Source organism: Achromobacter pulmonis (assembly GCF_002885955.2).
In the GTDB taxonomy this organism is placed as follows: Bacteria; Pseudomonadota; Gammaproteobacteria; order Burkholderiales; family Burkholderiaceae_B; genus Achromobacter; species Achromobacter pulmonis_A.
The window spans coordinates 525,520-545,710 of sequence record NZ_POQS01000004.1 but is presented as its reverse complement, the minus strand read 5'-3'; the positions used below and the strand labels follow the sequence as shown (position 1 = coordinate 545,710).

Here is a 20,191-nt window from a genome sequence, read left to right as displayed (position 1 = left end):
CCCGCAGCGCCGGTCGAGCCGGTCGCCGCGGCGCCCGTGCCGGAACCCGCGCCGGTCGCCGCGCCCGCGCCCCAGCCTGAACCCGAGCCCGTGGCCGAGCCCGCGCCGGCCGCCGAAGCGCCCAAGAAGGCGTCCTGGCTGGCCCGGCTCAAGCAGGGCCTGTCGCGCACCGGCCAAAGCATTGGCGGCATTTTCGTCGGCGTCAAGGTCGACGAAAACCTGTTCGAGGAACTCGAATCGGCGCTCATTATGGCCGATGCGGGCCTGGAGGCCACCGAGAAGCTGCTGACCGCGCTGCGCGCGCGCGTCAAGAAAGAACGCATCGAGGACCCCGCCAAGGTCAAGGCGGCCCTGCGCCAGCTGCTGGCCGACCACCTGCGTCCGCTGGAGCGGGCGTTCGACCTCAAGCGCACCCAGCCGCTGGTCGTCATGATCGCCGGCGTCAACGGCGCGGGCAAGACCACTTCCATCGGCAAGCTGGCGCACACCTTCCAGCGCCAGGGCGCCAGCGTGCTGCTGGCGGCGGGCGACACCTTCCGCGCCGCCGCCCGCGAACAGCTGATCGAATGGGGCAGCCGCAACAACGTCACGGTGATTTCCCAGGACGGCGGCGATCCGGCGGCGGTGGCGTTCGACGCCGTCAACGCGGGCCGCGCGCGCGGCATGGGCGTGGTGATGGTGGATACCGCCGGCCGCCTGCCGACGCAGCTGCACCTGATGGAAGAGCTGAAGAAGATCCGCCGCGTGATCGGCAAGGCCGACGCCGCCGCGCCGCACGAGGTGCTGCTGGTGGTCGACGGCAATACCGGCCAGAACGCGCTGGCGCAGATCCGCGCCTTCGACGCGGCCATCAACCTGACGGGGCTGGTCGTGACCAAGCTGGACGGCACCGCCAAGGGCGGCACGCTGGCGGCGGTGGCCGCGGGCAGCCAGGGCGTGCGCCCGATTCCGGTGTACTGGATCGGCGTGGGCGAAGCCCTGGAAGACCTGCAGCCCTTCGTCGCGGACGAGTTCGCCGGCGCCTTGCTGGCGGAGTGATTCCGGCCCCGCGGCCCCGCTACTTCCAGAACGGCTTGCTGGCGGCCAGGTCGTCGAACGCGCGCTGCGCGTCCTCGGCCAGTTCCTGCAGCCGGGCGCTGATCCAGCCCAGCGCGAACCACGCCTGCGGATGGGTGGCGGTGCACGACTCGTAGTAGTCCTTGGCGACCGCCAGGTCGTTGATTTCCCCAAGAATGTCCTGGACCCGCGACAGCAGCTTGCGATAGCCGCGCAGCCTGGCCGCGGGCAGCAGCGATTCGGCGAAGGCCAGGCTATAGCGCAGGCGCTTGCCGCGTTTGCGCAATTCGTGGCGCGCGGGAATGTCCAGCGCCGCGAACTGCGTGCCCTGGTCGGCCACCTTGCTGTGCCAGCGATGCAGGCGCCGCGCCAATTGCTTGCGCAGGCGCTGCGGATCGGGCTCGGGCGCGAGCATGGGGATGATGGTGGGGCGTACGCTGGGACCGGCCACGCCGCCTTCGAGGCGGATGGCGGGTTCGGGCGCGGCGTCGCTGGGCGTGCCGTTGGCGACGGGCTGCCCGTCCGAGGCGGGCGGCGCGGCCGGCACGTCCAGGCTCCATTCCAGCAGATCCAGCAGCCAGCCCTGGAAGGCCTTGCCGCCGGCGATGCTGCGCGCGTCCTGCTCGGGCGGCGCGGCTTCCATGGGGATCACCGGCATGCCCGCGCGCATCAGCGCCGGCGCCACGGTTTCGTTCAGCACGTCCTGGTCGCGGTTGGCGCCGAAGGCGCCGAAATGCGTGCGCACGCCTTCCAGCAGGGAGGCCGGGATCGGCGCGATCCAGCCGTCGAAAAGTTTCCATGCCGAACGCAGCCGGCGCACGCCCACGCGCAGCTGGTGCACGTGTTCGGAATTGCCGGCGCGGTAGACGTCCTCGGTGTCCACCTCGGCCAGGACCGAGGCGTTGCGCGCGATCTGGTCCAGGCATTCGGCGGCGATACGGGCCATGGCCTGCGGGGCCGTCATGTCCTCGCGCAGCTTGACCGCGGCCGCGCCGCGCGGCGCCCAGAACTGGGCGATGGCCTGCGCGCGGCGTGTCTCCAGGTCATCGCCCGGGATGGCGTCGGCGTCGGCCAGCCGCTGCGCCAGCTGGGCCAGCGCGTCGCCGCGTTCGGACTTGCTGCGCGGGTCCAGCACCAGCGCGTGGCGCTGCTGCCAGCCGCGCGCGGCCGCGAAGATGGCCGCGGGGCGGCCCGAAACCAGTTCGAATTCCAGTTCGGAGATCGGCAGTTCCAGCGCGCCGGCGCGCAGGATGCCGGTGTCGTAGGCCAGCTCGACCGTGCCGTAGCGCGTGCGCACCTTGCGCAGCAGGCGCTGCACGTCGGTTTCGTAGCGCAGGCCCAGTTCGCCCTTGACCGCGACCAGCGCGGCCTCGACCTCTGTGCCCGCGTACACCGACAGGTCCAGCACCGGGCCGGGGCGCGGATGGTTGAGTTCGATCCGGGTGATGGCGTTGATGCCGGGCATCTTCAGGGTCTGGACCCAGTCGCGGCCTTCCTGGCGCAGCCGGATCGCGATGCGGGCCCGCGCGAGTTCGCGCTCGGGCGTGTCGAAATACATCGCATGCAGGCGGATGCGGGTCGCCTCGCGTTGCTTGATCTCTCGCAATACGGCCGGGCGGGACGCCGCGGGCACGTGCAGTTTCAGTTCCTGTTCCGACATGGCGGCGGCTGTCCAACGGCAAAAGCCGAGATCTTAATTAAACGGGGGCGGTGATTTGATGACCGGTCATATTTATTTCACACGGAGCATAGACGTGTTTGCGGCGCATCAACAACCGGCGCGAGCCGCAACCGGGAGGGCAAACGGCCGCGCAACGCGGACCCGGTAATTACCCAGTTTCAGTGATATGCAATGTTACGAATAGATTTTCTAATTGTAATAAGCCGGCCGGACGACCCCGCGCGCGGCGCCGATCATCTCCGCGTCTTCCGGCTCCGCGCCCGGAGGCCGCGCTACAAATTAGAAGAGCCCCATGAACCGTACGTTTCGTATCGTTTTCAACCGCAGTGCAGGCGTGTGGCAGGTGGCGAGCGAACATGCCCGAGGGCGGGGCAAGGGCGGTGCGCGGCCCTTGCTGCTGGTTGCCGCGCTTGCCGTGGCGGCAGGCTTGCTGGCTGGCGAATCGCGAGCGGCGTGGATCCGCTTCGGTGATGTCTTCCCGAACGATCCGCTCGCCTGGAACGATCCCGCCGTCGCTCTGATCGTGGGCAATACCCGCGCCGGCACCTTGTCCATCACCGACGGCTCGGGCATGGAGAATGCGCAGGGCGTCATCGGCAACGCACCCGGCAGCTTCGGCATGGTGACCGTTCAGGACCCGGGTTCTAACTGGCTGTTGCACGGCGGCCTGTCCATCGGTGCGGGCGGCGCCGGCACGCTGAGCCTCGTCGACGGCGGGTATGTCAAGGTAGGCGGCGGTACGGGAACCGTCATGCTGGCGCCCGTCGCGGGCGGGATGGGCACGATCAATATCGGCGGGCTGCTCGGCTTCGCGGCCGAGACCGGCGGCGCCCTGCTTGCGAACGAAATCCGCTTCGGCGGCGGCGACGCCACACTGAACTTCAATCACACCGAGACGCTCCACCCGTTTTCCGCGGGCCTGAAGAGCACCGGCTCGGGCGTCCACCGCTTGAACCAGATCGCGGGTACGACGGTCCTGACGGGCGCCAACGGCGGGTTCAATGGCAAGACCACGGTGTCGGGCGGCAAGCTGCTGGTGCTGGGATCGCTCGGCGGCTCGGCCGAAGTGACCGGCGGGACTTTGCAGTACGGCGACGGCGTGTCCGGCGCGGCAAGCCGCCTCAGCGGCGATCTGAAAGTGTCGGGGGCCGGCAGCACGCTGTCGGTGCAAGGCCCCGCGACGCTGGCGGTGGGCGGCGACATCGGCCTGGGCGACGGCGCTGTCCTGGACGTGATGGCCGGCGCAGGCGGCCCCGTCTTGTGGGCCGATTCCGTGACCCTGGGCCAGGGCGTGGCGTTCAAGCTCAGCGGCATCGCCGACGAGAGCCAGCTCAATGCGCTGCTGATCGACACTGCCAGCGGCATCAGCGGCGATTTCGCCACGGTGAATGTAGGTGGGTTTTCGGGGCCGGTGGATTATCTCACCGTCAATACCGGCAAGTCGGCGGACAATCGGCAGTATCGCGCCACCTACGACCTGAGCTGGACGGCCGGCAGCAACCTGGCCCACGGCACGTTCACGCTGGAGAATGCGCAGGATTTCTTCGCCCTGGGCCTGGGGCTTTCCGACCAGGCGCCCAATCCTGCCAAGGGCTGGAACGGCAGGACGCTGACCAAGGCGGGCGAAGGCACGCTGACCCTGGACGGCAACAACAGCTATACCGGCGGCACCGTGCTCGCGGGGGGCATGCTGCAGGTCAGCCGCGACGCGAACCTGGGCGACGCCAACGGCAAGGTGGTGTTCGACGGCGGCGCGCTGCGGGCGCTGGAGTCCTTTACGAGTTCGCGCGCCATCACGTTGCTGCAGACCGGCAGTGTCGACGTGGAGCAAAGCCGGACGCTGGACCTGACCGGCGAGATATCGGGCGGCGGCGACCTCGTCAAGACCGGCCGGGGCATGCTGAGCCTGAGCAATCCCGGCAACACCTATGGCAATACCTGGATCAAGTCGGGCGCGCTGCTCGGCAACGCGAGTTCGATCCGCGGCAACGTCGACAATGGCGGCATCCTGGTGTTCGAGCAGGTCGCCGACGGGGTTTTCGGCGGTTCCATCACTGGATTCGGAACAATGGTCAAGACCGGCGCCGGCACGCTGAGCCTGACCGGCAACCACGCCGCGTATGCCGGCAGCACCGTGGCGTCGGAGGGCCGGCTGCTGGTGCTGGGGGCGCTGGGCGGCTCGGCCGTCGTCAACNGGCAACCACGCCGCGTATGCCGGCAGCACCGTGGCGTCGGAGGGCCGGCTGCTGGTGCTGGGGGCGCTGGGCGGCTCGGCCGTCGTCAACGGCGGCGTATTGCAGTTCGGCAATGGCGCGAGCGGCGCGGCCAGCAAGCTGACCGGCAATTTGCCGGTCTACAGCGGCTCGCTGTCGGTGCAGGGCCCCGCGACCCTGACGGTGGACGGCGACATCGGCATGGCCGATCGCACTACCCTGGATATCGGGGCGGGCGCGGGCGGACCCGCCATCACTGCCGGCAGCGTCACGCTGGGCGCGGACGTGGCGCTTGCCATCAACGGCATCGACGGCGCGGGGCCGGCCGAGCAAGTGCTGATCGACACCCGCTCGGGCATCAGTGGCGACTTCGGCCGGGTGAGCGTGGGCGGCAACGGCGGCGGCGTGGATTATCTGGGCGTCAATGCCGGCAAGTCCGAGGACGGCCGGCGTTATCTGGCGTCTTACGGCCTGAGATGGATGGCCAACAACAGTCTGGCGCACGGTACGTTCACGCTGAGCGGCGCGGCCGACAGGTTCGAGGTGAACGCGGCGCTGGCCGACCAGACGGCCAACGCCGCCTTGGGCTGGAACGGCAGGACGCTGACCAAGCGCGGCGCCGGCACGCTGGTGCTGAGCGGCGACAACCGCTACACCGGCGGCACGGTGCTGGACGGCGGCACGCTGCAGGTGGACCGCGATGCGAATCTGGGCGCGCCAATGGGCGGGCTGACATTCAATGGCGGCACCCTGGCGGCCACGGGTTCCTTCGACACCTCGCGCGCCGTCCTGATGGATACTGGCGGCAGCATCGACGTGGCGGCCGGCTCCACACTGGGGCTGGACGGTCCGCTGCTGGGCGCCGGCCCGTTTTTCAAGAACGGCGCCGGCACCCTGGCCCTGCGCGGCGTCAACAGCTACGCCGGCTTGCTGGTGCTTACCGGTGGCACGCTGCGAATCGATCAGGACGCCAACCTCGGCACGGGAGCCGGCTCCCTGCTGCTCGGCGGCGGCGCGCTGGCGACCACGTCGACCTTCGACATCTCGCGCAGGGTCGTCCTCGATGCGACAGCGATGGCGGGCTTCGATGTGGCTGGCGGTACGACGCTGGGCCTGAACGGCCAGATCTCGGGCGCCGGTATGCTGGTCAAGGCCGGCGCCGGCACGCTGGCGCTGCGCGGCGACAATTACTATGGCGGCGGCACGACGATTCTGGACGGCGTCCTGCAAGTCGATCACGACCGGAATCTGGGCTATCCGTCCGGCGCACTGAAACTCGACGGCGGCGCGCTGGCCGCGACGGGCAGGTTCGACACCTCGCGCGCCGTCACGCTGGCCCAGGCAGGGCGTTTCGACGTGGCCGCGGGCGTCACGCTGGGGCTGGGCGGCATCGTTTCGGGCAGCGGCGACCTGATCAAGTCCGGCGCCGGCACGCTGCGCCTGAGCCATACCGGCAACGCCTACGGCAATACCTCGATCCTGGCGGGCACGCTGGCGGGCAATGCGAATTCGATCTCGGGCAATGTCGACAACGCCGGCACGCTGGAATTCGAACAGAGTCCGAGCGCCATCTTCGGCGGCGCCATATCCGGCGCCGGCAGGGTGGTCAAGAGCGGCTGGGGCACGCTGGAGCTGACGGGAACCAATACCTTCGGCGGCGGCATGACGGTCACAGACGGCACGCTGCGGGTCACGCGCGACGCCAATCTGGGTGCGGCGGCCGGCGGCCTGACCCTGGACCGCGGCACGCTGGCGACCGCCGGCGCCTTCGACACCTCGCGCACGGTCCGGCTGGAGCAATTCGGCATCATCGACGTCCAGGGCGGCACGACGCTGGGCCTGAACGGCAGGGTGTCGGGCAACGGCGTGCTGCTCAAGCAAGGCGGCGGCACGCTGGCCTTGAGCGGCGCCAACGACTACGGCGGCACCTATATCGACAACGGCGTCCTGCGCATCGGCCGCGACGCCAACCTGGGCTCGGGCGAGCTGGTGTTCTTCGGCGGAGCGCTGGCGACCACGGCCACGTTCGATATGTCGCGCGCTGTCATCCTGATGCAGACGGCCGGCATCGACGTGGCCGCGGATACCGCGCTGGGCCTGAATGGCACAGTGTCATACGAGGGCGGGCTGGTCAAGAACGGCGCGGGCACGCTGGTGCTTGCCGGCAGCAACAGTTACGAGGGCGGCACGACGCTGGCCGGCGGCACGCTGCAGGTCGCGCGCNGCGGCACGCTGGCCTTGAGCGGCGCCAACGACTACGGCGGCACCTATATCGACAACGGCGTCCTGCGCATCGGCCGCGACGCCAACCTGGGCTCGGGCGAGCTGGTGTTCTTCGGCGGAGCGCTGGCGACCACGGCCACGTTCGATATGTCGCGCGCTGTCATCCTGATGCAGACGGCCGGCATCGACGTGGCCGCGGATACCGCGCTGGGCCTGAATGGCACAGTGTCATACGAGGGCGGGCTGGTCAAGAACGGCGCGGGCACGCTGGTGCTTGCCGGCAGCAACAGTTACGAGGGCGGCACGACGCTGGCCGGCGGCACGCTGCAGGTCGCGCGCGACGCGAACCTGGGCGACGCCATTGGCGGCCTGAGCTTCGACGGCGGCACGCTGGCCACCACCGGCACGTTCGACACCGCACGCGGCGTGACGCTGGCGCAGGCCGGGCGTTTCGACGTGGCCGCGGCCACGGCGCTGGGCCTGAACGGCACGGTGTCCGGAAGCGGCGCCTTCATCAAGGACGGGGCCGGCACGCTCGCGCTTGCCGGCAGCAACACGTATGGCGGCGGCACGCGCATCGAGGGCGGGGTCTTGCAGGTCTCGCGCGACACCAACCTGGGCGATGCGGCGGGCGGCTTGAGTTTCAACGACGGTACGCTCGCGACGACGGGAACGTTCTCCACGTCGCGCGCAGTGGCGCTGGCGCAGTCGGGCCGCTTCGACGTGGCGGCCGGCACCACGCTGGGCCTGAACGGCGCGGTGTCCGGAACCGGCGCCTTCGTCAAGGACGGGGCCGGCACGCTGGCGCTTGCCGGCGGCAACACGTATGGCGGCGGCACGCGCATCGACGGCGGCGTCCTGCGGATCGAACGCGACGCCAACCTGGGCGATATCGCGGGGGCCGTGGCGTTCGGCGGCGGTACGCTGGCCACGATGGGCAGCTTCGATACGTCGCGCACGTTTACGCTGGCGCAGGCAGGGCGTTTCGATGTCATGGCTGGCACGNGCGGGCTGGTCAAGAACGGCGCGGGCACGCTGGTGCTTGCCGGCAGCAACAGTTACGAGGGCGGCACGACGCTGGCCGGCGGCACGCTGCAGGTCGCGCGCGACGCGAACCTGGGCGACGCCATTGGCGGCCTGAGCTTCGACGGCGGCACGCTGGCCACCACCGGCACGTTCGACACCGCACGCGGCGTGACGCTGGCGCAGGCCGGGCGTTTCGACGTGGCCGCGGCCACGGCGCTGGGCCTGAACGGCACGGTGTCCGGAAGCGGCGCCTTCATCAAGGACGGGGCCGGCACGCTCGCGCTTGCCGGCAGCAACACGTATGGCGGCGGCACGCGCATCGAGGGCGGGGTCTTGCAGGTCTCGCGCGACACCAACCTGGGCGATGCGGCGGGCGGCTTGAGTTTCAACGACGGTACGCTCGCGACGACGGGAACGTTCTCCACGTCGCGCGCAGTGGCGCTGGCGCAGTCGGGCCGCTTCGACGTGGCGGCCGGCACCACGCTGGGCCTGAACGGCGCGGTGTCCGGAACCGGCGCCTTCGTCAAGGACGGGGCCGGCACGCTGGCGCTTGCCGGCGGCAACACGTATGGCGGCGGCACGCGCATCGACGGCGGCGTCCTGCGGATCGAACGCGACGCCAACCTGGGCGATATCGCGGGGGCCGTGGCGTTCGGCGGCGGTACGCTGGCCACGATGGGCAGCTTCGATACGTCGCGCACGTTTACGCTGGCGCAGGCAGGGCGTTTCGATGTCATGGCTGGCACGTCCCTGGGCCTGACCGGCGGTATTACGGGCAGCGGCGATTTGGTCAAGGCGGGCGCGGGCACGCTGCGCCTGAGCAATGCCGGCAACGCCTATGGCAACACCTGGATCCAGTCGGGCACGCTGATCGGCGATGCGAATTCGATCTCGGGCAACGTCGACAATGCCGGCGTCCTGGTGTTCGAGCAGTCGGCCGATGGCGTCTTTAACGGCTCCATCTCGGGGACCGGCGACCTGTTCAAGCGCGGCGCGGGCACGCTGGATCTGAGCGGCAATCATGCCGGCTTCGCGGGCAAGACCACGGTCGATCAAGGCCGGCTGGTGGTGCAGGGCGTGCTGGGCGGATTGGCGGAAGTGGCTGGCGGCGTCCTGCAATACGGCAACGGCGTGGCGGGCGCGGCCAACCGCCTGGCCGGCAATCTGAAGGTGACGGGCGGCGGCCTGTCGGTGCAAGGCCCGGCGACGCTGGACGTGGCGGGCGAGGTCGCCATGGGCGACGGAACCGCGCTGGATATCGGGGTTGGCGCGGCCGCGCCGTCGCTGACGGCCGGCAGTGTCACGCTGGGCGCGGGCGTGGCGTTCAACCTGAGCGGCATCTCGGACGCCAGCCAGCTCGACCAGGTGCTGATCGATACGCTTGGCGGCATCAGGGGCGACTTCGCATCGGTCAGCGTGGGCGGATTCGCCGGCGCGGTGGACTATTTGTCCGTCAAGACCCGCAAGTCGGCCGATGGCCGGCAATACCTTGCCAGCCACAGCCTGGCATGGAGCGCCGGCAACAATCTGGCGCATGGTACGTTCACGCAGGCCAACGCCGGCGACCGTTTTGTCGTCGCGACCGCGCTGGCCGACCAGGCACCCAACGCCGCCACCGGCTGGAACGGCAAGACGCTGACCAAGGCCGGCGCGGGCACGCTGGTGCTGAGCGGCGAGAACCGCTATACCGGCGGCACGAATATCGCCGGAGGCGCCCTGCAGATCGACCGCGACGCGAACCTGGGCGCGGCGGCCGGCGCGCTGAGATTCAGCGGCGGCACGCTGGCGACGATGGGCTCGTTCGACATCGCGCGTTCGATCACGCTGGCCCAGGCCGGCCGCTTCGAGGTGGCCGGCGGCACCGAACTGGGACTGACCGGCGAGGTGACGGGCGCCGGCGATCTGGTCAAGTCCGGCGCGGGCATCCTGCGGCTGGACAACGCCGGCAACGCCTATCGCAATACGCGCATCCTGGCGGGCACGCTGGTCGGCAATGCGGCCACCATCCGCGGCGACATCGACAACGCCGGGACGCTGGTGTTCGAGCAGGCGGCCGACGCGTCTTATGGCGGCGCGATGTCGGGGACCGGCTCGTTCGTCAAGAACGGCGCGGGCACGCTGGGCCTGACCGGCGACAGTTCTGGCTACCGCGGAACCACTACGGTCAACGGCGGCCGGCTGGCCATGCAGGGCCGGCTGGGCGGTTCGATCAGCATCGGCGCGGGCGGTGTGCTGGGCGGCAACGGCACCGTCGGTTCCGGCGCGGGGTCGACCATTACGGTGGCCGCCGGCGGCGTGCTGTCGCCGGGCAACTCCATCGGCGCCCTGACCATAGACGGCGATCTGGCGGTGCAGCGCGGCGCGCGCTTCGCCGTCGAAACCAACCCCGCGGGGCCCGAGGCCGACCTCGTGCACGTCACCGGCAACGCCGCGCTGGACGGCGGATCGGTGGCCCATATCGGCGCCAACGGCAATTACGGGCTGCGCTCGCGCTATACCATCCTGTCGGCGGACGGCACGCTTTCCGGCCAGTTCGACGCGGTCACCTCCGATTTCGCTTTCCTCACGCCCAGTCTGGCCTATGACTACGACGCGCGCCGCGTGTCGCTGGAACTGGCGCGCAACGATACGCCCATGATCTCGGCCGCGGCCACGCGCAACCAGCGCGCCGCCGCCGGCGCCATCGACAGCATCGGCATGGCCGGCGGCCATCGCGTCTACGACGCGGTGGCCCAGTTGCCGGACGACGCGCCGCTGCTGCGCGGCGCCTTCGACCAGTTGTCCGGCGAGATCCATGCCTCGGCCAGGACGGTGCTGCTGCAGGACAGCCGCTACGTGCGCGACGCGGTGGCCGAGCGCCTGCGCGCGGCGGCCGGCGGCGTGGGCGCCGTGTCCGCGCCGGTGCTGGCCTCGGCCGGAGACGGCGCGCGCCTGGCGCCGGCCGATGCGCGCGGGCCGGCAACCTGGTTGCAGGCCACGGGGTCGTGGAGCCATATCGACGGCGACGGCAACGCGGCCCGCGCCAAGAGTTCCAGCGGCGGCTTCGTGATGGGCGTGGATACGCCGGTGTCCGAGGCCTGGCGCCTGGGCCTGATGGCCGGCTACAGCCGCACCGACTTCGACGTGCAGCAGCGTTCGTCCTCGGGCGACAGCGACAACTACCACCTGGGCGCCTATGGCGGCGGACAGTGGGGCAAGCTGGGCCTGCGCGGCGGACTTGCCTACAGCTGGCACGACATCACGACCCGTCGGTCGGTTTCCATGTCCGGCATGTCCGAGCGCCTCAAGGCCGATTACGACGGCCGCACGGCCCAGGTCTACGCCGACCTGAGCTACCGCATCGATACGCCGGCCGCGGCGATCGAGCCTTTCGCCAACGCGGCCTACGTCAACCTCAAGACGGACGGCTATCGCGAAAGCGGCGGCGCGGCCGCGCTGCGCGGCAAGAGCCAGACCAACGAAACCACCTACACCACGCTGGGCGCGCGCGCCTCCACCGATTTCGAGCTGGGCGGCGCGCAGGCCGCGGCGCGCGGTTCGCTGGGCTGGCGCCACGCCTTCGGCGACGTGAAGCCGGTGGCCGTCCAGGCGTTCTCGGCCGGCGAGTCGTTCACCGTGGCGGGCGTGCCCATCGCGAAGAACAGCGCGGTGGTCGAGGCCGGGCTGGAAGTGCGGATCAACCGCAGGGCGTCGTTCGGCCTGTCATATCAGGGGCAGCTTGCCGGTTCGGCGCAGGACCACGGGGTGAGGGCGGGGTTGAATATCCGGTTCTGATGGGGAGATGGGGCGTAATGCATCGGTCGGCGGGAGCCGGTTGTTTTGGTTCTTGCCACGAAAAACGGCGGCTGGCGCCGCCTGCGCATAGCCCAGCGGTCACCATGGAGCGGTTCGATGCGTAATCGCCAATCATTGCGTAGGATGGGTGCAGCGCGCTGGGGGCCAGGCAAGAACGCCGACGCCCAACGCGCGTAACCCATCGGCCGGCGGGAGCCGGCTGTTTGGCTCTTGCCACGAAAAACGGCGGCTGGCGCCGCCTGATGGGTTTCGCGCGTTTGAGATATGAGTTCTTGCTCAAGGACTCTCGCGCTGCACCCATCCTACGTCCCATGCGGGCCGCAAGATCGCCCTCCAAAAAAAAACCGCCCGTTGCCGGGCGGCGCAAAGGAACACGGTACGGCGCAGGCGCGGTCAGAGTATGCGTTTGCGGGCCTGGGTGATGATGATCTCGGCCAGCACCACGACGCCGAAGATGGCGGCCAAGACCAGCGATACGCGGTCCCACTGGAAGAGGTTCAGCGCGGTGTCCAGGGCCNTGCGTTTGCGGGCCTGGGTGATGATGATCTCGGCCAGCACCACGACGCCGAAGATGGCGGCCAAGACCAGCGATACGCGGTCCCACTGGAAGAGGTTCAGCGCGGTGTCCAGGGCCATGCCGATGCCGCCGGCGCCGACCAGGCCGAGCACGGCGGATTCGCGCACGTTGATGTCCCAGCGCAGCAGCACGATGGACCAGAACGCGGGGCGGATCTGCGGCCAGTAGGCGTACCAGATCACCGAGGCCTTGCTGGCGCCGGTGGCGGCGACGGCTTCGATGGGGCCGCGCTGCGCCTCTTCGATGGCCTCGCCCACCAGCTTGCCGACGAAGCCGATGGAGCGGAACGCGATGGCCAGCGTGCCGGCCAGGGCGCCCGGCCCGAAGATGGCGATGAACAGCAGCGCCCACACCAGCGAGTTGACCGAGCGGCTGGACACCAGGATCAGCCGGGCCAGCATGTTGACGGTCTTGCTGGGCGTGAGGTTGTTGGCCGCCAGCAGGCCCACCGGCACCGCCATCACCACCGACAGGATGGTGCCGAGGGTGGCGATGTGCAGGGTTTCGATCAGCGCGGCGTGCACGCCTTCCGGGTAGTAGGCCCAGTCGATCGGCCACATGCGGCGGAACAGATCGGCCATCTGCTCGGGCGCGTCATACAGGAACTCCGGAATGATCTCCACGCCGCGAATGGCCTGCACGATGGCGGCGACCACCAGCAGGTACAGCGCGAAGCGCAGCAGGCGCTGGCCCATGCTGTAGCGCTGCCAGACGCGCGGGGCGCCGGCCGGGTTCAGGGTGGAAGCGGTGGCGTTCATTCTTCCACCTCCGCCTTGCGCGCGACCGGGGCGCGGGTCGAGCCCACGCCGCGGGCGCCGGCCATGCGGCCCTGCAGGATGCGCTCGAAGCCCAGATTGTCCAGGAACACGGCGCGCACGAAGCCGGCCAGGATTTCACCCAGCATGATGATGGCGATCAGGGTCAGCAGGATGGCGCTGACGAAGTCGTAGTCGAAGCGCTGGAACGCCGAGAACAGCGTGCCGCCCACGCCGCCCGCGCCCACGATCCCCACCATGGTGGAGTTGCGCAGGTTGGAGTCGAACTGGTAGGTGGCGAAGCCGATGAAGCGCGCGAACACCTGCGGCAGCACGCCGAAGATGATGACGTTGGCGAACGAGGCGCCCGAGGCCCTGACGGCTTCCACCTGCTTGAGCGAGATCTCCTCGATGGCCTCGGTGAAGAGCTTGCCGATGAAGCCGATGGACGCCACCGTCAGCGCCAGGATGCCGGCCAGCGCGCCGAAGCCCACCGCCTTGACGAACAGAATGGCGACGATGACCGGGTGCAGGGCGCGGCACAGCGCCACGACGGCGCGCGCCGGCCACGAGACCCAGGCCGGCATCATATTGCGCGCGCCCAGCAGGCCGATGGGCAGCGCGATGAGCACGCCCAGCATGGAGGCCAGCACCGCGATCTCCAGGCTTTCCGCGATGCCTTTCCACAAGGTGTCCGGCTTTTCGAAATTGGGCGGAAACATGCGCGAAAGAAAAGTGGACGCGTGTCCCATGCCGCTTTCGAAGCGCGCCCAGCTGAAATCCAGCTGCGCGCCGGCGTAGATTGTGTAGGCCAGCAGCAACAGCACGCCGGCCTTGGCGCGCCCGGACATGGCGAACGGCCGGGTGCGGCCGCCGGGGGGAATCATTCCAGCCAAGACTCGCCTCCGTAAATCGTCTTGAGCATGGCGGCGTCCAGGCCCTGCCCGTCGCCGTCGTAGACCACGTGCCCGCCGGACATGCCGACGATGCGGCTGGCGTAGCGGCGCGCCAGATCCACGTCATGGATGTTCACGATCACCGGTATGCCGGTGGCGCTGCCCTGCGCCGACAGCAGTTCCATGATCTCGACCGAGGTCTTGGGGTCCAGCGACGAAGTGGGCTCGTCGGCCAGCAGCAGCTGCGGGCGCTGCATCAGCGCGCGGGCGATGCCCACGCGCTGGCGCTGGCCGCCCGACAGCGCGTCGGCGCGCTGGTCGGCATATCCCGCCAGGCCGACGGTGTCGAGCAGCTTGTAGGCATGCTCGATGTCCTCGGCCTCGAAGCGCCGCATCCAGGCCTTGACGGCCGAGGTATAGCCCAGCCGTCCGGTCAGCAGGTTTTCCATCACGGTCAGGCGTTCGACCAGGTTGTATTCCTGGAACACCATGCCGATGCGGCGGCGCGCGCGGCGCAGCGACGCGCCGCGCACCCGCGCCAGGTCCACCGAACCGTCTTGCGACTGCAGCACGATCTCGCCGCGGGTGGGTTCTATCAGCCGGTTGATGCAGCGCAGCAGCGTGCTCTTGCCGGTGCCCGAGGGGCCGATGATGGCGGTCAGCCCCTGTCCCGCGATCTGCAGGTCGATGCCATTGAGTACAGGCTGGCCGGCCCGGTATTCCTTCACCAGGCCGGAAATGCGTAGCGACGTCGTCATACTGGACTTACTTCTTGCTCTTGGCGGTTTCGCGGTCGTAGGCGGCGCGGTTGAAGCTTTCGCCGCCGGATTCGGCGACCTGGCGGACGATGGCCCAGTCCTTCTGGTAGGTCACCGGATAGAAGCGGTCGGCGCCGTCGAAGGCCTTGGACATTTCCGCCGGGAAGCGGTAGTCGTAGAAGCACTTCAGCATCTGGTCGCGGAACTTCGGCTCCAGGTCGTGGGCGTAGGCGAACGACGAGGTCGGGAACTTCTCGCTGCGGTAGATCACGCGGAAGTCGGATTCCTTGATCTGGCCGCGTTCGGCCATGCGCTTGAAGACGTCCGAGGCCACGGCGGCGGCGTCGTAGTCGCCGGAGTTCACGCCCATCACGGACTGGTCGTGCTTGCCCGAGAAGATGACCTTGTAGTCCTTGTCCGGCGTCAGGCCTTCCTTGGGGAACAGCGCCACCGGCGCCATGTGGCCGGAGTTCGACGAGGGCGCGGTGTGCGCCAGCTTCTTGCCCTTCAGGTCGGTCAGCTTCTGGTAGGGGCTGTCCTCTTTGACGATGACGATCAGGTTGTAGCCCTGGAAGCCGTCGGCGTAGCCCTTGACCGCGAACGGCACGGCGCCGGCGATGTTCACCGCGAAGGCGGTGGGACCGGTGGAGAAGCCGCCCACGTGCAGGCGGCCCGAGCGCATCGCCTCGATTTCGGCGGCGTTGCTCTGCACCTGGTAGAACACCACGCGCTTGCCCGTGCACTCGGACAGGTGCTTGGTGAAGGGTTTGAAGATGTCTTCGTAGACCGCCGGATCTTCCACCGGGGTATAGGTGAACACCAGCGTGGACGGGGTCTTGAGCTTGGACGCGTCGGCGGGCGTGTCCGCCACCAGGTCCTTGTTGGCGTCGCAGTACATCTGGTCCAGGTCGCCCCGGTTCGAACAGCTGTCTGCGGCCTGGGCGGCAGGCCCCCCGAATGCGAATGCGGCAACGGCGGCCGCTTGCAGTAGACGCAAGGCGCGCATCGTATGTCTCCTCTTGTAGGTCTGAATATGACTAGTAACTGAATTCAAACATACAAGCGCGGGAGGCACACCTCGGGAAAGTCCCTGTCTTTTTTTTCGCCTTTTGTTCGAAATGTTCGCTTTGTGTTCGTTTTTGCGCGATCGCCTAGGCGCGGTATCCCAGCTTGCGGGAGATTTCTTGCGCGCATGCCAGCAGCGGACGCGCGATCGCGCCGTCCCAGGACACGTCGAACAGGCCCGTGGGGCCCAGGCTGGTCAGGGCCAGCACGATGTTGCCGGTGTTGTCGAACACCGGCACCGACAGCGCGTCCACGCCGGGCAGCGGGTTGCCCAGCGCCCGCGCCATGCCATGCACGCGGATGTCGGCCAGCTGGGCCTCGATGTGCGCGCGCGTGGCCTTGCGCGCCGGCGGCTTGCCGGGCACCACGGCCGTGTCGCCTTCTTCGCGCTCGATGTAGTGCTCGCTGACCTTGGGCGGCAGCCAGGCGGCGAACACCAGGCCGGTGGCCGTGTGCAGCATGGACATCACCGTGCCCTTGCGCATGTTGACGTGCACCGGGTAGCTCGCCTCGGTCATGTGGATCATGGTGGGGCCGTGCGAACCGAGCACGGCGATGCCCAGGGTATGGCCGATTTCCGACTGCAGCCGGGCGATCTCCGGCATGGCGATGCGCACCGGGTCCAGCCGCTGCAGGCTGACCAGCCCCATCTGCAGGGCGAAGGGGCCGAGTTCGTACTGGCCGGTGATGGCGTCCTGCTGCACCAGGCCGACGCGGATGAAGCTGACCAGGTAGGGGTGGGCCTTGGCCGAGGTCATGCCGGCGCCGGCGGCCAGGTCGCGCAGGGTCAGGGGCTTGGCGGCGTCGACCAGGGCGGCCAGGAGCGGCACGCCCACTTCGATGGACTGGATGCTGCGGCGGCCGTCGTTGGCGGCGGCAGAGGCGGGGGTCTTGGACGTGGCCACGGCGGGGCTCCTCAGGGCTGGCGCGCGGCCAGCAGCCGCTCGGCCATTTCCACGAAGCCCGCGCCGCCGTGGAAGGCGGCCACATAGGCCGGACGGTGCGTCAGGCGGTGCAGCTGGGCCTGGATGTTGGCCACGCCGACCGAGACCGGGAAGTACGCGAACATGGGCTCGTCGTTGGGCGAGTCGCCGATGAACAGCGTGCTGTCCAGCGCGCCGGCCACATCCGCGCCGAACTCGCGTTCGAACATGGTGCGGGTCATGGTGAGCTTGTCGTAGTCGCCGAACCAGCCGTTGACGTGGATGGAGCTGACCTTGGCCTGGGCGCCGGCCGCTTCGAAGATCGAGACGATGCGGCTGACGGCCGAGTCGGGCAGGGCGGGCACGTCCTCGCAGAAATCGATGGCCAGGTCGGCCACGCGGTAGTCCTGGTCGCTGGCCACCGCCGCGCCCGGCACTTCGGCCAGCACGCGGTCGCGGATCGCGTCGAGCTTGCGGCGGCTGGCCTGGCGCGAGGCGGCGTCGGTCCAGTAATGCGTCCGCATGCGGCGGGCCTGGCGGTCGTAGGCGTAATAGAACGCGCCGTTCTCGCCGACCACGGCGCGCACCGGCCACATGCGGGCGATGTGGTCGCACCAGCCGGCCGGGCGGCCGGTGATGGGCACCACCTGGATGCCGGCCTGTTCCAGGCGTTCCAGCGCCGCGTAGGCGTCGGCCGGCAGGCGGCCCTCGGTGGTCAGCGTGTCGTCGATATCGGTCAGCACGACGCGGACGGCAGCCGCGACGCTCAGGGGCATGGCCGCAAGGGCTTGCATGGGGGCTTTTCCTCGTTTCCAGGGGGAGTTTTTGGCGGGAAGTTTAACCGGACGGCCCCCTTTTGGCGGGGCCGGGCGGCCCGGATAGGGATTCGGACGCCAGGGGCGGTAAAATCCGGGCTTTCCTGCCTGGTTTGCGTGTCCGCCATGTCCGTCCAGTTGTCCTCCCTGCCCGGCTCCGAGCCGGAATCCTTCGGTATCGCTTCGGTCTCCGAGATCATCGCCGAGCTGCGCGCCGGCCGTATCGTCATCCTGGTCGACGAAGAAGACCGTGAAAACGAAGGCGACCTGGTCATGGCGGCCGAATTCGTCACGCCCGAGGCCATCAACTTCATGGTCACGCACGGCCGCGGCCTGGTGTGCCTGACGCTGACCGAGGACCGCTGCCGCCAGCTCGACCTGCCCCTGATGGCGGCGCGCAACGGCACGCGCTACGGCACCAACTTCACCCAGTCCATCGAGGCCGCCGAAGGCGTCGAAACCGGCATCTCGGCCGCCGACCGCGCCCGCACCATCCAGGTGGCGGTGGCGCGCGACGCCAAGCCCTCCGACCTGGTCCAGCCCGGCCACATCTTCCCGGTGCGCGCGGTGCCCGGCGGCGTGCTGGTGCGCGCCGGCCACACCGAGGCCGGCTGCGACCTGACCGCCATGGCCGGGCTGACGCCGGCCGCGGTGATCTGCGAGATCCTCAAGCCCGACGGCACCATGGCGCGCCTGCCCGACCTGGTGGAATTCGCCCGCCAGCACGGCCTGAAGATCGGCACCATCGCCGACCTCATCCAGTACCGCAGCGAACACGAATCCATCGTCAAGCGCGTCGGCAAGCGCACCATGCAGACCGCCTGGGGCGAGTTCGAGGCCGTGGCCTACGAAGACGCCGCCACCGGCTCGGCCCACCTGGCGCTGGTGCATGGCGACGTGCGGCCCGACGCCGAAACGCTGGTGCGCGTGCACGAGCCGGCCTCGGTGCTGGACGTGCTCGATACCGGCGCCAGCCCGCACAGCTGGGGCGTGGCGCAGGCGCTCGCGGCCATCGCGGCCGCCCCGGCCGGCGTGCTGGTGCTGATGAACTGCCAGTCCTCCACCGAGCATCTGTTCGGCCAGATCGCCGCCTGGTCCGATCCGAAAACCCCCGCCAATCCCGCCAACGCCGACCGCTTCGGGCTGCGTACCTACGGGATCGGCGCCCAGATCCTGCGCGACCTGAACGTGGGCCAGATGAAGCTGCTGGCCCGTCCGCGCAAGATGCCCAGCATGGCGGGCTTTTCGCTCACCATTACGGGTTACGATTGCGACCCTCCGAACACTCCCGCAACACACTGAAGGCCGACAAATGAACCCTTATATCCTTACCCCCGACCTGAACGGCGAAGGGCTGCACATCGGCATCGTACGCGCCCGCTTCAATGAAGAAATCGGCCAGGCCGAGCTCGAAGCGTGCCTGAAGGAACTGGCCGAACTGGGCGTGGACGAGCGCGACGTGATGGTCGCCACCGTGCCCGGCGCCCTGGAACTGGGCGTGGCCCTGTCCCACATGGCCGAAACGTTCGAATTCGACGCACTGATCGCGCTGGGCGCCGTCATCCGCGGCGAAACCTATCACTTTGAAGTGGTCAGCAATGAAATGGCCACGGCAATCACCCGTATTTCCCTGGAAACCGGCATCCCCGTCGCCAACGGCGTGCTGACCGTGGACACCGACGAGCAGGCCCAGGCCCGCGCCGCCGGCAAGGGCCGCGACTGCGCCCAGGTGGCCGTTGAAATGGCCAACCTGGTGGCGGCGCTGGAACCCGAGGAAGACGACGAAGACGACGAGGACGAAGATTTTGACGACGAAGAAGACGACGACCAGCGCTGATAGCGCGGCGCAGGCCCGCGCCAACGCGCGCAGCGCGCGGCGCCGTGCACGCGAATTCGCGTTGCAGGGCGTGTACGCGTGGCTGCTGCGCGGCGGCGAAGGCACGCAGGACGCCGGCGAGATCGACGCCCATCTGCGCGACACCGAGGATTTCTCCGAGGCCGACGCGCAATGGTTCAAGACCTTGCTGCATGGCGTGCTGCGCGAAGCGCCCGCGTTGCGTGAGCGTTTCACGCCCTACATCGACCGCCCGCTGGCCGAGCTGTCGCCCGTCGAGCATGGCATCCTGCTGATCGGCAGCTTCGAACTGATCCATCACGTCGAAGTGCCGTACAAGGTCGCCATCAACGAGGCCGTCGAACTCGCCAAGTCGTTTGGCGGCACGGACGGCTTCAAGTTCGTCAACGGCGTGCTCGACAAGCTGGCCGCGGACGTGCGTCCGCACGAAATGCGGAAGTAGGCTCCCCCCCGAAGCGCCTTTGGCGCTTCCCCCCCGGGGGGGCGCCGCTACGGACCGGCGGAGCCGGATCCGTGCGGCCCGGATTGGGGGGCACCCGTTATGTGCGGGCAG

Annotated in this window: 11 protein-coding genes and 2 pseudogenes; 6 read left to right on the top strand and 7 right to left on the bottom strand. The window is 69.2% G+C overall.

Annotated features, from left to right (window positions below):
* The first annotated feature begins 36 nt into the window (after window positions 1–36).
* Window positions 37–1,038: a signal recognition particle-docking protein FtsY gene (gene ftsY / locus C1I89_RS17740; protein ID WP_440130643.1), complete on the top strand. Its 1,002-nt coding sequence runs from the start codon at window positions 37–39 to the stop codon at window positions 1,036–1,038.
* Between the two features lie 19 nt (window positions 1,039–1,057).
* Here ftsY and C1I89_RS17735 read toward each other — a convergent pair whose 3' ends face one another.
* Window positions 1,058–2,716: a CYTH and CHAD domain-containing protein gene (locus C1I89_RS17735; RefSeq protein ID WP_102773964.1), complete on the bottom strand. Its 1,659-nt coding sequence runs from the start codon at window positions 2,714–2,716 to the stop codon at window positions 1,058–1,060.
* Window positions 2,717–3,029: 313 nt separating this feature from the next.
* Here C1I89_RS17735 and C1I89_RS35605 point away from each other — a divergent pair.
* Both C1I89_RS35605 and C1I89_RS34110 read left to right on the top strand, forming a co-directional pair.
* Window positions 3,030–4,859 (top strand): annotated as a pseudogene (locus tag C1I89_RS35605) (autotransporter-associated beta strand repeat-containing protein); the annotation flags it as partial.
* Window positions 4,858–11,973 (top strand): autotransporter-associated beta strand repeat-containing protein, encoded by a 7,116-nt coding sequence (locus tag C1I89_RS34110; RefSeq protein ID WP_146196918.1) that lies wholly within the window; start codon window positions 4,858–4,860, stop codon window positions 11,971–11,973. The pseudogene C1I89_RS35605 and the gene C1I89_RS34110, both read left to right, overlap by 2 nt.
* Window positions 11,974–12,513: 540 nt before the next feature.
* Here C1I89_RS34110 and phnE (C1I89_RS17660) read toward each other — a convergent pair.
* From phnE (C1I89_RS17660) to C1I89_RS17635, 6 genes and pseudogenes are all read right to left on the bottom strand, one after another.
* A pseudogene (gene phnE / locus C1I89_RS17660) lies at window positions 12,514–13,329 on the bottom strand (phosphonate ABC transporter, permease protein PhnE); the annotation flags it as partial.
* Window positions 13,326–14,213, bottom strand: a complete 888-nt coding sequence (gene phnE / locus C1I89_RS17655) for a phosphonate ABC transporter, permease protein PhnE (RefSeq protein ID WP_102773963.1) — start codon at window positions 14,211–14,213, stop codon at window positions 13,326–13,328. The pseudogene phnE (C1I89_RS17660) and the gene phnE (C1I89_RS17655), both read right to left, overlap by 4 nt.
* A complete protein-coding gene (phnC, locus tag C1I89_RS17650; protein WP_102773962.1) occupies window positions 14,210–14,980 on the bottom strand; it encodes a phosphonate ABC transporter ATP-binding protein in 771 nt (256 codons plus the stop codon). Before phnC ends, phnE (C1I89_RS17655) begins: the two co-directional genes overlap by 4 nt.
* A gap of 7 nt (window positions 14,981–14,987) precedes the next feature.
* Window positions 14,988–15,986: a phosphate/phosphite/phosphonate ABC transporter substrate-binding protein gene (gene phnD / locus C1I89_RS17645; protein WP_102773961.1), complete on the bottom strand. Its 999-nt coding sequence runs from the start codon at window positions 15,984–15,986 to the stop codon at window positions 14,988–14,990.
* A gap of 145 nt (window positions 15,987–16,131) precedes the next feature.
* Window positions 16,132–16,950 carry an IclR family transcriptional regulator gene (locus C1I89_RS17640; protein ID WP_168202179.1) on the bottom strand — a complete coding sequence of 273 codons (819 nt, stop codon included), beginning with the start codon at window positions 16,948–16,950 and terminating at the stop codon, window positions 16,132–16,134.
* A gap of 11 nt (window positions 16,951–16,961) precedes the next feature.
* Window positions 16,962–17,762, bottom strand: coding sequence for an HAD-IIB family hydrolase (locus C1I89_RS17635; RefSeq protein ID WP_102773960.1), 801 nt, complete (start codon window positions 17,760–17,762; stop codon window positions 16,962–16,964).
* A 147-nt stretch (window positions 17,763–17,909) separates the two neighbouring features.
* Between C1I89_RS17635 and ribBA the strand changes: the two genes are divergently transcribed.
* Genes ribBA through nusB form a run of 3 tightly spaced genes read left to right on the top strand, consistent with a single transcriptional unit; the run spans window position 17,910 to window position 20,080 of the window.
* The gene (ribBA, locus tag C1I89_RS17630) at window positions 17,910–19,085 is read left to right on the top strand and encodes a bifunctional 3,4-dihydroxy-2-butanone-4-phosphate synthase/GTP cyclohydrolase II (protein WP_102773959.1); all 1,176 of its coding nucleotides are present in this window, start codon (window positions 17,910–17,912) and stop codon (window positions 19,083–19,085) included.
* Window positions 19,086–19,095: 10 nt separating this feature from the next.
* Window positions 19,096–19,620, top strand: coding sequence for a 6,7-dimethyl-8-ribityllumazine synthase (gene ribH / locus C1I89_RS17625; protein WP_102773958.1), 525 nt, complete (start codon window positions 19,096–19,098; stop codon window positions 19,618–19,620).
* Window positions 19,589–20,080: a transcription antitermination factor NusB gene (gene nusB, locus C1I89_RS17620; RefSeq protein ID WP_102773957.1), complete on the top strand. Its 492-nt coding sequence runs from the start codon at window positions 19,589–19,591 to the stop codon at window positions 20,078–20,080. The genes ribH and nusB overlap by 32 nt, the downstream gene beginning before the upstream one ends.
* Window positions 20,081–20,191 lie beyond the last annotated feature (111 nt).

Excerpts from the sequence above, each read along its gene's own strand:
- C1I89_RS17735 (WP_102773964.1), bottom strand. The coding sequence starts at position 2,716 with ATGTCGGAACAGGAACTGAAACTGCACGTGCCCGCGGCGTCCCGCCCG.
- phnE (WP_102773963.1), bottom strand. The coding sequence starts at position 14,213 with ATGATTCCCCCCGGCGGCCGCACCCGGCCGTTCGCCATGTCCGGGCGC.
- phnC (WP_102773962.1), bottom strand. The coding sequence starts at position 14,980 with ATGACGACGTCGCTACGCATTTCCGGCCTGGTGAAGGAATACCGGGCC.
- phnD (WP_102773961.1), bottom strand. The coding sequence starts at position 15,986 with ATGCGCGCCTTGCGTCTACTGCAAGCGGCCGCCGTTGCCGCATTCGCA.
- C1I89_RS17635 (WP_102773960.1), bottom strand. The coding sequence starts at position 17,762 with ATGCAAGCCCTTGCGGCCATGCCCCTGAGCGTCGCGGCTGCCGTCCGC.
- ribBA (WP_102773959.1), top strand. The coding sequence starts at position 17,910 with ATGTCCGTCCAGTTGTCCTCCCTGCCCGGCTCCGAGCCGGAATCCTTC.
- ribH (WP_102773958.1), top strand. The coding sequence starts at position 19,096 with ATGAACCCTTATATCCTTACCCCCGACCTGAACGGCGAAGGGCTGCAC.